The sequence below is a fragment of the Aquimarina sp. Aq107 genome, assembly GCF_943733665.1.
GTDB lineage: Bacteria > Bacteroidota > Bacteroidia > Flavobacteriales > Flavobacteriaceae > Aquimarina.
In genome coordinates this window covers 2,539,872-2,554,518 of sequence record NZ_OX030782.1, presented here as the reverse complement: position 1 = coordinate 2,554,518, position 14,647 = coordinate 2,539,872, and the positions used below count along the sequence as shown (strand labels likewise).

14 protein-coding genes are annotated in these 14,647 nt (G+C 31.8%); 3 read left to right on the top strand and 11 right to left on the bottom strand.

The genetic code is table 11. The annotated features are described in order from the left end of the window. Nucleotides 1-14: 14 nt before the first annotated feature. The 4 genes from NMK29_RS10755 to NMK29_RS10745 form a co-directional block, all read right to left on the bottom strand. On the bottom strand, nt 15-1,268 hold the full coding sequence (locus NMK29_RS10755; protein WP_108805358.1) for a cellulase family glycosylhydrolase: 1,254 nt from the start codon (nt 1,266-1,268) through the stop codon (nt 15-17). A 303-nt stretch (nt 1,269-1,571) separates the two neighbouring features. Then, on the bottom strand, nt 1,572-1,697 hold the full coding sequence (locus tag NMK29_RS23785; RefSeq protein ID WP_255411842.1) for a hypothetical protein: 126 nt from the start codon (nt 1,695-1,697) through the stop codon (nt 1,572-1,574). A gap of 55 nt (nt 1,698-1,752) precedes the next feature. Then, nucleotides 1,753-2,250 carry a thioesterase family protein gene (locus NMK29_RS10750; RefSeq protein ID WP_234424340.1) on the bottom strand — a complete coding sequence of 166 codons (498 nt, stop codon included), beginning with the start codon at nt 2,248-2,250 and terminating at the stop codon, nt 1,753-1,755. A gap of 38 nt (nt 2,251-2,288) precedes the next feature. Continuing rightward, nucleotides 2,289-2,885: a TetR/AcrR family transcriptional regulator gene (locus NMK29_RS10745; protein WP_108805359.1), complete on the bottom strand. Its 597-nt coding sequence runs from the start codon at nt 2,883-2,885 to the stop codon at nt 2,289-2,291. Nucleotides 2,886-3,059: 174 nt separating this feature from the next. On the opposite strand from NMK29_RS10745, the gene NMK29_RS10740 reads away from it, so the two are divergent. Further along, nucleotides 3,060-5,021, top strand: a complete 1,962-nt coding sequence (locus NMK29_RS10740) for an endonuclease (protein ID WP_108805360.1) — start codon at nt 3,060-3,062, stop codon at nt 5,019-5,021. A 5-nt stretch (nt 5,022-5,026) separates the two neighbouring features. On the opposite strand, the gene NMK29_RS10735 is transcribed toward NMK29_RS10740, so the two are convergent. After that, nucleotides 5,027-5,677, bottom strand: coding sequence for a hypothetical protein (locus tag NMK29_RS10735; RefSeq protein WP_108805361.1), 651 nt, complete (start codon nt 5,675-5,677; stop codon nt 5,027-5,029). 211 nt (nt 5,678-5,888) lie between these two features. Continuing rightward, nucleotides 5,889-8,489 (bottom strand): ATP-dependent chaperone ClpB, encoded by a 2,601-nt coding sequence (clpB, locus tag NMK29_RS10730; protein WP_108805362.1) that lies wholly within the window; start codon nt 8,487-8,489, stop codon nt 5,889-5,891. A gap of 202 nt (nt 8,490-8,691) precedes the next feature. Between clpB and ytxJ the strand changes: the two genes are divergently transcribed. Beyond that, nucleotides 8,692-9,087 carry a bacillithiol system redox-active protein YtxJ gene (gene ytxJ, locus NMK29_RS10725; protein WP_108805363.1) on the top strand — a complete coding sequence of 132 codons (396 nt, stop codon included), beginning with the start codon at nt 8,692-8,694 and terminating at the stop codon, nt 9,085-9,087. Here the strand turns inward: ytxJ and NMK29_RS10720 are convergent. The 5 genes from NMK29_RS10720 to fahA all read right to left on the bottom strand — a co-directional run bounded on the left by NMK29_RS10720 (nt 9,084) and on the right by fahA (nt 13,099). Further along, entirely contained in the window at nt 9,084-9,530 is a 447-nt protein-coding gene (locus NMK29_RS10720) for a group III truncated hemoglobin (protein WP_108805364.1), read from the bottom strand. The two genes, ytxJ and NMK29_RS10720, sit on opposite strands and share 4 nt — an antisense overlap. 12 nt (nt 9,531-9,542) lie before the next feature. Beyond that, nucleotides 9,543-9,827 carry a hypothetical protein gene (locus tag NMK29_RS10715; protein ID WP_035085628.1) on the bottom strand — a complete coding sequence of 95 codons (285 nt, stop codon included), beginning with the start codon at nt 9,825-9,827 and terminating at the stop codon, nt 9,543-9,545. Nucleotides 9,828-9,909: 82 nt separating this feature from the next. Next, nucleotides 9,910-10,509, bottom strand: coding sequence for a Crp/Fnr family transcriptional regulator (locus tag NMK29_RS10710; RefSeq protein WP_108805365.1), 600 nt, complete (start codon nt 10,507-10,509; stop codon nt 9,910-9,912). 19 nt (nt 10,510-10,528) lie between these two features. Next, complete coding sequence (locus NMK29_RS10705) at nt 10,529-11,716, bottom strand: hypothetical protein (protein WP_108805366.1); 1,188 nt, start codon at nt 11,714-11,716, stop codon at nt 10,529-10,531. Nucleotides 11,717-11,818: 102 nt separating this feature from the next. Then, nucleotides 11,819-13,099 carry a fumarylacetoacetase gene (fahA, locus tag NMK29_RS10700; protein WP_108805367.1) on the bottom strand — a complete coding sequence of 427 codons (1,281 nt, stop codon included), beginning with the start codon at nt 13,097-13,099 and terminating at the stop codon, nt 11,819-11,821. Nucleotides 13,100-13,303: 204 nt separating this feature from the next. Here fahA and glyA point away from each other — a divergent pair, with 204 nt between their 5' ends. Next, complete coding sequence (glyA, locus tag NMK29_RS10695) at nt 13,304-14,578, top strand: serine hydroxymethyltransferase (RefSeq protein WP_108805368.1); 1,275 nt, start codon at nt 13,304-13,306, stop codon at nt 14,576-14,578. The last annotated feature ends 69 nt before the right edge of the window (nt 14,579-14,647 follow it).

Below are 14,647 nucleotides of genomic sequence, written 5' to 3'. Positions count from 1 at the left end.
GTTATTTAATAAAACTACTGTTTTACAAATTTTGTGGTAGTTGTATTGCTATTAGAACTTACTTTTAAAATGTAATTACCTGAATTTAGGGTGTTAATATTAACCTGAGGATTGTTCTTATTTAAATCCTTATAAAAAACAGATCTTCCATTCATATCATAAATTGTTAGATCATCTATTATAGTATTAGAGGTAATAGAGAGAATATCGTTTACTGGATTTTGAGCCAATGATAGTTTTTCGTTGTTAATTGTAAAATCATCAACGCTTAAGGTTGCTGCTCGAGCAAGTAAATGATTTCGGATAAAAATACCTGATGTTGTTAGATTTCCATTTATCAATCCTTGTACTCCCATATTTGGACTCACAACACAAGAATCTTCTGGTTTATGAGAAACTGTCCAATTTACATAACTTATGTGGTTTTCAATCATAAAGTCTAACCAGATCTGTGACTCTTGTGGATTGTATCCACCATTTCCACTAGCATCCGTAGTACCCCATTCTGTAACAAATAATGCAATTCCACTGTTCATAGCAGCTAATGCTCGATCTCTTAAAAACTGTTTATGTGTATTAGCATAAAAATGTAAAGTATAGGCTAGGTTAGGATCTCCTGTGATAGGATCAGCAGCAGCTTTATCTACATCCTGCGACCAAGTTGGGCTCCCAACGATAATTAAATTATCTGGATCTTTAGAACGTATTCCTGCAATTACATCATTAGCATAATTTTTAACATCATTCCAAGATTGATTTATAGGTTCGTTATAGATCTCATAGATAACGTGATCATTATTTCCATATAATTCTGCCATTTCTGTAAAAAATGCTACGGCTTCATCCTTATATACTTCCGCAGCATGAGTGTGCCAATCAATGATTACATAAACTCCTTTAGCAATAGCTGCATCTATAACAGTCCTAATTTTTGCTTTTTGGGCTGCAGTATTATCTATATAACCAGTACCTCCATCCCAATCTTCTTTAACACCAAGAGCTGCTCTTATGATAGGGTTTTTCCAATCATCTGCTAAATGATTTACTGTTTGACTATTATAGAAATCTCCACCATCACCTGCATTACTCCAGAATAGACTCATTCCGGCTAGGCTTATTTTTTCTCCATTTTCTGCAGTAACGTGGCTTCCGTTAACTTGTAACCTACCATATCTTTCGACCACAGTTTGAGCATAGCTAAAAGAACTAAAAATTAAAAAGAGAATTAGGGTAGATAATTGTTTTTGATGTGTAAAGTTAAGTTTCATAATTTGTTTTTGAGGAGTTGAATATATTTAATTAATGCTGGTTAACCAGATTTTAGCGAAACGATAGAAACAATTATTTAGTATAGCTGGTATTAGCTTTTCGATGAAATAATAGGTTATCAGGACGAAAAATTAAAGGTAAGATTTGCAGGAAAGAATTTTCTGCTATTTTAGTAAGGTAATAAAAGAGAATTAAAAATGACTCTGTTTTCATAACAGAGCCATTCTTCAATTCCTTTACTTTTTTTTGATTAATATTATATAGTGGGAGTACATAATATAAACTTCTAAATTATTAGAAAGTTATTCAAATACCCCTAATTTCCAAGCTACTATCGCCATAGAAAATATTGCAATTACAAAAAATGCAATAAAAAAATATGAACTTCTCTTCTTGTGAGAGGAGCCAAGATCATCGGAAGTCTTCATAATGGTTAGATTTTGTTGATTGATGTATATATAAGACTCCTTACATAACGATATGTTACACTTTTTGTGGTTTTAGTTGTAAAATTCTTTGATTAAAGGTATTAACTTCCAATGGATTTAATACAGAATTAAACAATTCCATCAGTTCAGGAACGTGATTCCAACGTTTTTGTTTTAATAAATTAAAATGCACAAAAGAACTCCACATAACCGCTTTTAGTTCAGCTTTATTGTGATTCCACATACGTATTTCAACATGTAATTCATTTTCGGAAAATGATATAAGTTGTGAGTCAATAATAACATCTTCCATCAACAATGCTGGACGTAAATATGCAATTTGATTACTTCCTACAACCCAACTTATGCCTTGCGTTTGTGCCATTTTAAAAAGGTCTAAATCGTAATAGTTAATTATTTGATCTTCTCTAGCGTTGATCATATAATTAATATATTCTGCATTATTAAGATGGTTGAATGGATCGCAATGTTGAAATCTGATCTTTGCTTTGCTTTCTAAGATTTTTGGTAATGCTGTCATAATATTTTTCATTTTATACCAATTGGTATATTTTAGTTTAAAAAAAATGTTTATAGTTTCAATTCATTAAGAATCATAGTGTCTATTTGGTCCATAGTTTGCAATAAATAACTATTATCTTCCATGGTATGTGTCATAAATATCGCTCCAATTATCATGGTATATAACCTTTTTGAATAGATTATAGAATCTATATCAGATTTAATTTCTTCACAATTTTTTCCTTCATTGATTAGTAAGGCAAGATTATTTTGAATTTTATCAATTGTATATTGTACATACTTAAAAAGAGGACTATTTTGATGTTTTGCATCAACTCCCATATTAAGAACAGGGCATCCTCCTAATTCTTGACTGTAATTGTAATAATTTCTATAAAAGTCTGTAATGAGAAATAGCTTTTCAACTGGAGAATTACTCAGTGTCTGATGATCAGTTATACGTCTTAACATGTTTTTGACAGTCATTGTAAACGCTGCAATAGCCAAGTCTTCTTTATTTTTGAAATTTCCGTAAATGGCTCCTTTAGTTAAACCAGTTGCCTTAGTAATATCACTCAAACTTGTAGCTGCATATCCATTTTTGTTAAAAATAGGAGCAACTGTTTGAACTATAAACTCTGAAGTTTTTTCGGCTTTGGTAAGCATGTAAAGAATTTTAATAGGTCAAATATACTTAAAATATACCAAATGGTATATTTTAAAACTTTCTTTTAACATTAGATTTTAATTTCATTGTTTTTAGAAGATTTAATTTTTAATATAAAGATAACTTAGTGCACTAAGTATTATGCCTATATTGCTATGCTAATTTTTATGATTATGAAAAATCTTTATGCTTTCTTTTTTATACTGTTTTTTGCACAATTTTCTTTTGCTCAGGTTGTAATTAATGAGCTAGATGCTGATACACCCAGTACAGATACTCAAGAATTTATAGAATTGAAATCTGATGCTCCTAACTTTTCTCTAAATGGATTTGTTATTGTCTTATTTAATGGTTCAACAAGTGGAGGAGATGCAAGTTATTTTTCATTAGATCTTGATGGATATACAACAGATGATAATGGGATTTTTCTAATTGGAGGTCCTGAAGTTTCTCCAGTACCTGATGTTTTGTTATCAGAGAATATTATACAGAATGGAGCGGATGCAGTAGCTATCTATATAGGAAATGATACAGATTTTCCCGAAGGAACTGTTGCAACAACTACTAATTTGTTAGATGCGCTAATTCATGACACGGATGATGCCGATGATACAGGTCTTATGACTTTGTTGGGAGTTATGGAACAAATCAATGAGGATGAGAATAATAATAAAACTATAGAATCCATACAACGTAAGGATGATGGTACATACGAGGTAAAAACTCCTACTCCAGGAGCACTTAATGATGGAAGTGGTACTCAATTTAATGGTATTTCGATAACTACTTCTTTTGATCAATATAATGAAGGAGATAATGTTGATATGATATTTACGACAGAAACAAATGTAACGAGTGACCTTACTTTTGATGTTACTATTACTAATGAAAGCTTTACCGTGGCAGATTATTCTGGAAGCACTTCCATAACTATTGCTGCAGGAACGAATACAGTGACTAATACAATTCAACTGATTGATGATACGGATAATGAAGGAGATGAAATTATGAAAATTACTTTTGGAGCAATTCCATCAGGTTTTATTCGTCTTAATGATAATAAAGAACTACAAGTCATAGATAATGATTTTATAATGGCTTCTTGGGGAACTCCATTAAATCCAACATTTGGTAATGTAGCTAATACAGCACCAATAGATTATTATGACTCATTAGAAGGATTATCTGATACTAATTTAGTACAAGCAATACAAGATATTATTGCAGATCCTACTATTGTAAGGGCACAAACGTATGCTGATATTATTGATATATTAAAAGAAGCTGATGAGAGCCCACTCAATAGTAATCAAGTATGGTTATTATATACAGAACAACAGAGACCAAAGCTAGATTTTCAAACTAGTGGAGGTAGTAGCGTTGGAAAATGGAATCGTGAACATACATATCCAAGATCTAGAGGAGGTTTTAATAATATTGATGCAGATGATTTTGCAGATGGAATTAATGTATTTACAGTTACCAGACCAGATTCATTAAGGCATGCGAATTCTGATGCACATGGATTGAGAGCTACAGATGGTCCAGAAAATAGCTCTAGAGGAAATCAAGATTATGGTGAGTATGCTGGTCCAAGTGGAACTCAAGGAAGCTGGCAAGGTGATGTAGCAAGAAGTATTTTTTTCCTAACCGTACGCTATAATGGACTTGACGTGGTAAATGGAGATCCTGATAATAGTACTGTTGGTCAGTTAGGTGATTTAGCAATTTTATTGGATTGGCATAGAAACGATCCTCCAGATGATTTCGAAATGAATCGTAATAATGTTATTTATAATTGGCAATTCAACCGTAATCCTTTTATCGATCAACCTGATCTTGCAGAATATATATGGGGTAACAATATGGGAGAAGTTTGGTCTAATACCCTATCTATAGATGAAAATGAAGTGTCAGAGTTCTTGCTATATCCTAATCCGGCCAATGATTATATTATGGTATCTGCTAAAGGAAAACAAGGTAAGTTAGAAATATATGATACTTTAGGTAATATGTTAGTTGCTCAATCTTTTAATGAAACAACAAAGGTTAATTTAAATATATCTTCGGGATTTTACTTAGCGAGGTTTTATTATAACAATACTTCTGTGACCAAAAGAATTATCGTGAAGTGATGGGATTAGTTCTTACCTAAACTACTATAAATAATATCATCGGATACAATTTTCGAAATACTTCTTGGCAATGCACAAGCGTCCACAATGTCGAGATCTTGATATTCTAGTAGGATATAATATTTTTCAATTATTCTACTCGATTGATCACAATCCGTAGTTTGATTTCTTACATAGTTGGTTTTAGGGTTTTTTATTCGGTTACTTCTAGTTTCAAAATCCTTGAACTGACATTTTATAGGAACGAAATTATTGAAATAAAAACGTTCTTCTAATGTAAGTACAACATCCACTTTTTGTATTCTCTTTTTTCTATTCTTTTCATAATCTTTATATTTTACTTTATGAGTAGAGAATTCGAAGAATAATTGATCATCCCAGATATAATATTCATCTTTATAAGAAACATGTCCTTGTGTATATTGATGAATAATATGTTTTAACTCACGACTATTATAATAAAAAGTAATAGTGCCTTTTTCTAGAGACTCTTCACAGGTATAATCTGTATGATACTGTCTGAGCGTATTGTTGTCCACAAGTTCTCTGATAAGAGAATATTTACTCTTAATATCAGCGAGAATTTCCTTCTGGTCTTGACCAAAAGATAGCATGAAAGAAAGTACACAAAAGTATAATACAAAAGCTGGTTTCATTAAGGGGCAATTTACTTAAAAGTTTGTTTTTTGTAAGAAATACTTATCAACTATGTAAGAATACACTTGTTGATAACTACGGTAAAACCATAATAAATTGACACTGTGATAGGTTATGCTACTGTTCTTTTTCTGAGAAAAAGAAAAAAAGAGCCAGTTTTCAACAGAAAACCAACTCTTTTTTTTAGGATTTAATTAACATTTTAATCAATTATAGTACAAGATCTGTTTGATTTCTAAATACTAAGTTGTTGTCAAACTCATCAAGAAGTATAATACTTTCTGTAGATATTTTGCCAGCTAGAATTTCTTTGGATAACGAATTCAACACTTCTTTTTGTATGGTACGCTTTACTGGTCGAGCACCAAACTCTGGTTGAAAACCTTTTATAGATAGAAAATTAATAGCCTCATCAGTTGCATCAAGGGTTATATTTTGTTCCTTTAACATCTGGGATACATTTCTTAATTGTAATTTTACAATTTCTTTTATGTGTGTCTCATTTAATGGTGTAAACATGATAATATCATCAATTCTATTTAAGAATTCTGGACGTACTGATTGCTTTAATAATCCTAGCACTTCTACTTTAGCACTTTCCATAGCGGTATCGACATCTTTTACAGCTTCAAATTTTTGCTGAATGATATGGCTTCCCATATTACTAGTCATAATTATGATAGTATTTCTAAAATCAGCTGTTCTACCTTTATTATCAGTTAATCGGCCTTCGTCCAACACTTGTAATAATATATTAAAAGTATCTGGATGTGCTTTTTCAATCTCATCTAATAATATTACAGAATAAGGTTTTCTTCTTACTGCTTCGGTTAGTTGCCCACCTTCATCATATCCAACATATCCTGGAGGAGCACCCACTAATCTACTTACGGAATGACGTTCTTGATATTCACTCATATCAATTCTAGTCATTGCACTTTCATCATTAAAAAGATAATCAGCTAGTGCTTTTGCTAATTCAGTTTTACCAACTCCTGTTGTTCCTAGAAATAAGAAAGATCCAATAGGTCTTTTTTGATCTTGAAGTCCTGCACGACTTCTTCTTACAGAATCACTTACTGCTTGTATAGCTTCTATTTGTCCTACAACTCGTTTTTGTAATTCTTTTTCTAAAACTAGAAGCTTTTCACGATCACTCTGTAACATTCTAGTTACTGGAATTCCAGTCCATTTAGCAACTACTTCTGCAATATCATCATTGGTAACCTCTTCTTTGATTAAAGAAGATTTACTCTGCTGTTGACTTAGTTGTTCTTGTAATATTTCTAAATTTTCCTGAGCATCTTTAATTTTTCCGTAACGTAGTTCGGCGACTTGTCCATAGTCTCCGTTTCGTTCGGCTCTTTCTGCTTCTAACTTATATTCTTCTATGTTTGTTTTAGTATTCTGAATAGCATCTACAACTTCTTTTTCGCTTTGCCATTTAGAAAAAATTTCATTCCTTTCTTCTTTAAAATTTGCAAGATCAGCGTTGAGAGATTTTAATTTTGATTCATCATTTTCACGTTTGATAGCTTCTATCTCAATCTCTAATTGCATAATCTTACGATCTAAAACATCTAACTCTTCTGGTTTGGAATTAATTTCCATTCTTAGTTTAGAGGCAGCTTCATCCATAAGATCAATGGCTTTGTCTGGCAAAAATCTGTTAGTGATATATCTTTGAGATAATTCTACTGCTGCAATTATTGCTTCGTCTTTGATTCTTACTTTATGGTGTGTTTCGTATTTTTCTTTAATTCCTCTAAGGATAGAAATAGCACTTTCAGTATCTGGTTCATCAACAACAACTTTTTGGAACCTTCTTTCTAAAGCTTTGTCTTTTTCGAAGTACTTTTGGTATTCATCCAACGTGGTTGCTCCGATAGCTCTTAATTCTCCGCGTGCTAAAGCTGGTTTTAAAATATTAGCAGCATCCATTGCTCCTTGTCCACCTCCGGCGCCAACTAAAGTATGTATTTCATCAATAAATAATACGATATTTCCATCACTAGAAGTTACTTCTTTTACGACTGCTTTTAATCGCTCTTCAAACTCTCCTTTAAATTTTGCGCCAGCAATTAAGGCACCCATATCTAATGAATAAATCTGTTTTTCCTTTAGGTTTTCTGGAATATCACCTACAATAATACGATGTGCTAGTCCTTCTGCAATAGCTGTTTTACCCGTACCAGGTTCTCCAACTAGCATGGGGTTGTTTTTTGTTCGTCTGGATAAAATTTGCAGAATTCTACGAATTTCTTCATCTCTTCCAATTACCGGATCTAATTTACCATTCTCCGCTAATTCATTAAGGTTTTTAGCATATTTACTTAAAGACTGATATGTTTCTTCAGCGCTTTGCGAAGTTACGCGTTCTCCTTTTCTGATTTCATTAATAGCTTCTTTTAGATGTTTTTCAGTAACACCTTGATCCTTTAAAATCTGACCAATTTTGCTTTTAGATTTAAAAATGGCAATTACTAAATGTTCAATGGATACATATTCATCTTCCATAGATTTAGCAATAATATTGGCTTCATTTAACGATTTTCCAGCCTCACGTGATAATTGGATATCTCCGCCACTTACTTTAGGAAAACTTTCTAATGTACTATCTAATACTTGTTGTAATATGTTGATATTTACATTTAATTTTTTCAAAAGAAAAGGGAGTACATTTTCATCTACATTAAATATGCCTTTAAAAATGTGTTCGTTCTCAATTTGTTGATGGCCATAACCTTGAGCAAGCTGCTGAGCTTGCTGGATAGCCTCTTGTGATTTTATAGTGAAATTATTGAAATTCATGAGTAATCTTTTTGTTTTGAACCAGTAGGATCAAATAGTATTCCGACTGTAAAAAGATGTCAAAATGTCTTCAAAACTGTTGTTTTTGCTGACTTTTTGACTTATTGTAAAGTTACTGATTCTGTTTCGACAAAAAAGCATAATTATCAATTAAATAGAAATCATTTAATTAAGTTTGTAGCTGTATTAAGAAAAGAAATGTATGGGATTATTCGGTAAAATATTTGGATCAGAGGACAAAGAACCTAAAGAAGAAAAGCAAGCACTACCTTGGCAAGAGTTAAAATCATTAGAGCAGTTAGATACGATTGCTAAAGCCTCTGTGACTAAAACACAAGCAATTTTTAAGCATTCTACTAGATGTGGAATTAGTAGAATGGTTATTAAAAATTTTGAAAGTAGTTTTGATCTTTCCGAAAATGAGGTTGATTTATATTATTTAGATTTATTAAATCACAGAGATATATCCTCAGAGATTTCGGCTAAGTTTCAGGTATTTCACGAATCTCCTCAATTCATAATAATTCGTAATGGAGTAACAGTACATCATGCTTCGCATAGTGCTATTACACCACAAGTTTTACATCAATTTGTTTAAGAAATACCGTTGTTCTTTTCGTTAAGAAAAGGACAAGTAGTTTTTTGTAATATTCTGGATTCATACATTTTTATATACAGGTGTGTCGACATTTTCCTTGCTCTTCTTTTAGCAGTTTGGGCCTTTTCTCCGTAATACAATTCATCAATTGTTGCAAACCATAAATTTAACCAGATACCAAAATGTTTTTCTGTTATATTCCCATGAAAGGTTGCATCTACTTTTTGGTGTATTTGGATAGGATTCCTTTTATAATTGGAAACAAATAATAGATTGGTTTCCCAGAAATCGGTTAATATGTTAAAGTGTTCGTCCCAATTACTTATTACTTGATTAAAAATTGGGCCTAATATATTTTCCTTTCTTATTTTACCATAGAACTGTGATACTAGGTTAAAAATATCTTCTCTGGTTTCAATATCTCTTTTTTCTATTTGTTTCATAATATTATCTTATTAAGAATAATACCCAAAGTTTAGTAGTACTAAAAGTGTATTGATTGTAAGACTAGCGATTAATAAATTAAAAACGAGTTTTGGTTTCATTTGAGCAAGAATAGAAGCATTAAATGTCATGCAAATAATAACACAGATGGTTAATTCAATTACTTGCATTGAGGATCGTTCTTGCATTAAGATATACATCGCGGCTACAGATCCTAAACAGCTAGATAAAATGATCATTAATGGGATATAGGCCATATACATTTCTCTGAAATCTTTTAATAATTTGGAATACATAACATATTGTTTTAAAGTTATGTGCAAAGTTATTTCAGGAAAGGAGCTCCAATTTATGATCTCAATCATAAAGAGAAGAAGATTATCGATATATTTTTCGTTCTATGATTACCAATTCTTCTTTTTGTTCTAATTTTTTGACAGCTCTAATCACAGTTTCAACTCTTAGGCCAGTTAAATCTGCCAATTGCTGTCGAGTGAGCTCTATTTTGTAAAGAGAAGAGTTTGTAGAACCATCCTGATTATTTTTTTTGAAATGGTCTAAAATTCTTAGAATTCTGTGTTCAGGTTCTTGGGTTGAAATTTCGGATACCATCATAGCCTTATAATAAAGACGTAGAGCAAGTGTGCTCGTAAATTTATGATGAATAGACGGATTGTTTTCTAGTACTTTAAGAAATGTATCTTTCGGCAATAGCCATACTTTTGAATCCGAAATAGCTTCTGCATTAGCTGGGTAGCTAAAATCTGCAAATAATGGAGGTTCTCCAAAACTTTTCCCTGTATCAAAAATACCTTGTATGTATTCTTTTCCATCATCATTATAATTGTTCATTTTGATTTCTCCGGAGAATACTTGAAAATAATAACGAGCATTATCACCTTCTTTAAAAAGCTGTTCACCACGGATATATTCTTTTAAGGTGGCTCCAGCTTCTAGTAAGATGTCCTTTGATATCATTCGTTATAATTATTTTTGATCAATTAAAACGATATCTTGTGATAATACCTTTTAACTTATTCTTTAGGTCCTGTCCAGAGTCATAAACCATCTGTTCATTCGTAGGAAACTGAACTGCCTGTAATCCTAAATAACGAATTAAATCATCATCTAGAGCTCTCTTATCTCCATTATAATTGGCGTACACATGTTCAAAAACATAGGTGCTAGATAGTGGGAAAGCATCTAGTAGTTGTTTTGTTTTTAAGTTTTTATATTGAACATTACCAGCTACTTGCACTTCTTTAAACTGTATGAATTCGTAGTATTCACATCGTACAGTAACCATTTTATCAACTTTGATTTTATTACCTTCTTCGTCACGAACGAATTCATCGTTTTCATCTAAAAGGTATTCCCATCCATCTTTTATCAATTTTTCTTTTTCTAATTGTCTTTCTCTAATTTGCTCAGGTGAAATGTTTATTTCTCTAAAAGAAACTTCCATTAAATAATCATATTGAATCGAATTTTGTGGCTCATTATGATACACTGTCCAAAGGTCATTTAATCCGTAGGTACTAAAATTTAATAAGTCATCTTCTAGTCTTCTAGGTATAATAACATTGGTGTTGTTTTTCATAGCTACTTTAACAAAATCAGTTCCTTTATAGTGTGCTTCTTCTATTAAATCATTTGTGTTTTTATAATTTGGACTTATCTTATTTAGATATATTAAATCATTATAAACATTACGATAGTCTGATTTTCTTTTAGCGTTAGATAAAAGTGATTTCGCACTATCATATAAATAGGTAGATAATTTTTCTTTAGTATCTAAAATTCTTTGATCATAATTATCAAAAGTAAAATTAGCGTTACGTCCTTGTTCTACGTGATAAAGAGGTAATAATGGACGAATTCTTTCTTGTCTATTTTTTAATGTATTATAACAATTATAAATTTTTTCTAGATTAGCTGGATTTCCTTCTTTTTCAAGAAAAGTAATAGCATTTATGTCACGATCAACAGCTCTTACGAAAGCTTCTTCTAGTATAAGTACATAGTCTTGTCTTCCTTTTTTGTTTTTATTTCCTCTTAGTTTTTTTATAGCGGTATTAATTGCTTCATCATATCTTCCAGAGTCAATATTTTCAAAAGCACCTTTTTTAACTCCACAAGAAAAAGTAAAAACGGTAACTAAAAATAAAAGTAGAATTCTTTTCATAATGTAATATGTTTGGGGGACACCTATTCAATTTTGATGCCAAAAGGTAACAAAAAAACCTCAAAGTAAATTTTGAGGTCTTTTTTATAATGATAGTTTTTTCTATTTTTTGAAGACAGGAAGTAGTTTTGTAGAGACCTCTCCAAACCCAATTCTTACACCATCTTTTTCGCAGTGACCTCGCATAATAACAGTATCATTATCTTCGATAAACTTACGACTACCACCTTCTTTCAGTTGTACAGGTTTTTCTCCTCTCCAACTTAATTCGAGCATAGAACCATATGAATCTGGAGTAGGTCCTGATATCGTACCACTACCCATCATATCTCCAGAGTTAACTGGACATCCGTTTATGGTGTGATGCGCTAATTGCTGAGACATATTCCAATACATATGTTTAAAATTACTTTTAGAAACAATTGTTTCTTTAGCTTTTTCTGGTTGTATTGCAACTTCTAGATTAATGTCAAAACTTTTATTTCCTTTATATTGTAAATAAGGTAATTGTTCTTTAAGAGGTTTTGGACCTGCAACACGATATGGTTCTAATGCATCTAATGTAACGATCCACGGTGATATTGAGGAAGCAAAGTTTTTAGCTAAGAAGGGACCTAAAGGAACATATTCCCATTTCTGAATATCTCTAGCACTCCAGTCATTAAATAAAACTAAACCAAAAATATAATCTTCAGCTTCTTCAATAGGAATGGGTTCTCCAAGATGATTAGCATCTGTAGTAATAAAGGCCATTTCTAATTCGAAATCTACTAATCTGGATGGTCCAAAAATTGGTTTTTCTGTACCATTGATTAATTTTTGACCTTGTGGGCGATGTACGGGAATTCCTGATGGGATAATAGAACTACTACGACCGTGATATCCGACTGGTATATGTAACCAATTAGGAAGTAAAGCATTATCAGGGTCTCTAAACATAGTTCCTACGTTAGTAGCATGTTCAATACTACTATAGAAGTCTGTATAATCACCTACAGTAACTGGTAATTGCATTTCTATTTCATCCAAAGTAAAAAGTACAATTTTACAATGTTCTTTATTTGTTTTTAACGCATCATTTTCAGCATCAAAAATTTCCGCTATTCTATTACGAACTAATCTCCAAGTTTTTTTCCCATCAGAGATGAAATCGTTTAGAGAATCCTGTAAAAATATGTCATCGGTCAATGGAATTTCATCAAAATAACCAAGTTGATGAAGAGCGCCAAGATCAATAGCAGTGTCTCCAATTCTGGTTCCTATAGTTATTACATCATCTCTGGTAAGAAAGACTCCAAAAGGTATGTTTTGAATAGGGAAATCCGTATTCATTGGAGTTTTTATCCAGGTTTTTCTATTTGGATTATTTGCAGTTATGGGCATTGTCGTTTTTTTAATAAGTTGTTGGTACTTCTTATGATCAAATATATAATATTAGAACGTTTTAGATATCTTATTTATGTGAAAGTTAATTAAAAAATGTGATATTTCTAATTGTGAAGAAAATGTTCATATTTATTAATATTCCATTAACTTATTTTAAGGATTGTTCCTATTTTTGGGCATCTATTTTATAAAAGAATAAACATGCAACGCGACGAACAGATTTTTGATTTAATACAGGACGAAAAAGAGCGTCAGATTAATGGATTAGAATTGATTGCTTCAGAGAATTTTGTAAGTGAACAAGTAATGGAAGCTGCCGGTTCGGTATTAACAAATAAATACGCAGAAGGGTACCCTGGTAAGCGTTATTATGGAGGATGCTCTGTAGTAGATATAGTAGAACAAATTGCAATTGATCGTGCTAAGGAATTGTTCGGAGCCGAATATGCAAATGTACAACCACATTCTGGATCACAGGCAAATACAGCAGTGTATCACGCTTGTTTAAAACCTGGAGATAAAATATTAGGATTTGATCTTTCTCATGGAGGACATCTTACTCATGGATCTCCTGTAAACTTTTCTGGTAAATTATACAATCCTGTTTTTTATGGAGTAGAGAAGGAGACTGGGAGATTGAACTATGATAAAATTCAAGAAATTGCTACTGCAGAAAAGCCACAGTTAATTATAGCTGGAGCTTCTGCATATTCTAGAGAGATTGATTACAAAAGATTTAGAGAGATTGCAGATAGTGTAGGAGCTATTTTATTAGCAGATATAGCACATCCTTCTGGGATGATTGCTAAAGGAGTAATAGCAGATCCTATTCCTCACTGTCATGTTGTAACTACTACAACGCATAAGACATTAAGAGGACCAAGAGGTGGACTAATATTAATGGGGAAAGATTTTGAAAATCCCTTTGGAATTACTCTTAAGAGTGGGAAGAAAAGAATGATGTCTTCTCTACTTGATAGTGCCGTATTCCCAGGAAATCAAGGTGGTCCTTTAGAACATATTATTGCAGCAAAAGCAATTGCTTTTGGAGAAGCATTAACTGATGAGTTTTTACACTATATTATTCAGGTAAAGAAAAATGCGGCTACTATGGCAGATGCATTTGTAAAGAAGGGATATGAAGTGATTTCTTCAGGTACTGACAACCATATGATGTTGATTGATCTTAGAAATAAAAATGTAACAGGAAAGCAAGCAGAAGAAGCATTGGGAGTTGCAGAAATTACTGTGAATAAAAATATGGTTCCTTTTGATGATAAATCACCATTTGTAACTTCTGGTATCCGTATTGGTGTTGCTGCTGTTACTACACGTGGATTAAAGGAAGATGATATGCTGGCAATCGTAGAATTGATTGATAGAGTTATAAATAATGTAGAGAACGAAGAAGAATTGCACAATATAGCAAACGATGTAAATGCAATGATGGCTGATAAACCATTATTTGTGGTATAATATAATTCTTAAAAAGATGTATTTTTAAAATGCGTGGCTAGATGTCACGCATTTTTTTGTAAGAATGAT

What these genes read in the sequence shown, in the direction of transcription:
- NMK29_RS10740 (WP_108805360.1), top strand. Translation starts at nt 3,060, where the DNA reads ATGAAAAATCTTTATGCTTTCTTTTTTATACTGTTTTTTGCACAATTT.
- NMK29_RS10735 (WP_108805361.1), bottom strand. Translation starts at nt 5,677, where the DNA reads ATGAAACCAGCTTTTGTATTATACTTTTGTGTACTTTCTTTCATGCTA.
- NMK29_RS10710 (WP_108805365.1), bottom strand. Translation starts at nt 10,509, where the DNA reads ATGATATCAAAGGACATCTTACTAGAAGCTGGAGCCACCTTAAAAGAA.
- clpB (WP_108805362.1), bottom strand. Translation starts at nt 8,489, where the DNA reads ATGAATTTCAATAATTTCACTATAAAATCACAAGAGGCTATCCAGCAA.
- NMK29_RS23785 (WP_255411842.1), bottom strand. Translation starts at nt 1,697, where the DNA reads ATGAAGACTTCCGATGATCTTGGCTCCTCTCACAAGAAGAGAAGTTCA.
- glyA (WP_108805368.1), top strand. Translation starts at nt 13,304, where the DNA reads ATGCAACGCGACGAACAGATTTTTGATTTAATACAGGACGAAAAAGAG.
- NMK29_RS10720 (WP_108805364.1), bottom strand. Translation starts at nt 9,530, where the DNA reads ATGAAACAAATAGAAAAAAGAGATATTGAAACCAGAGAAGATATTTTT.
- NMK29_RS10705 (WP_108805366.1), bottom strand. Translation starts at nt 11,716, where the DNA reads ATGAAAAGAATTCTACTTTTATTTTTAGTTACCGTTTTTACTTTTTCT.
- ytxJ (WP_108805363.1), top strand. Translation starts at nt 8,692, where the DNA reads ATGGGATTATTCGGTAAAATATTTGGATCAGAGGACAAAGAACCTAAA.
- NMK29_RS10715 (WP_035085628.1), bottom strand. Translation starts at nt 9,827, where the DNA reads ATGTATTCCAAATTATTAAAAGATTTCAGAGAAATGTATATGGCCTAT.
- NMK29_RS10755 (WP_108805358.1), bottom strand. Translation starts at nt 1,268, where the DNA reads ATGAAACTTAACTTTACACATCAAAAACAATTATCTACCCTAATTCTC.
- NMK29_RS10745 (WP_108805359.1), bottom strand. Translation starts at nt 2,885, where the DNA reads ATGCTTACCAAAGCCGAAAAAACTTCAGAGTTTATAGTTCAAACAGTT.
- fahA (WP_108805367.1), bottom strand. Translation starts at nt 13,099, where the DNA reads ATGCCCATAACTGCAAATAATCCAAATAGAAAAACCTGGATAAAAACT.
- NMK29_RS10750 (WP_234424340.1), bottom strand. Translation starts at nt 2,250, where the DNA reads ATGAAAAATATTATGACAGCATTACCAAAAATCTTAGAAAGCAAAGCA.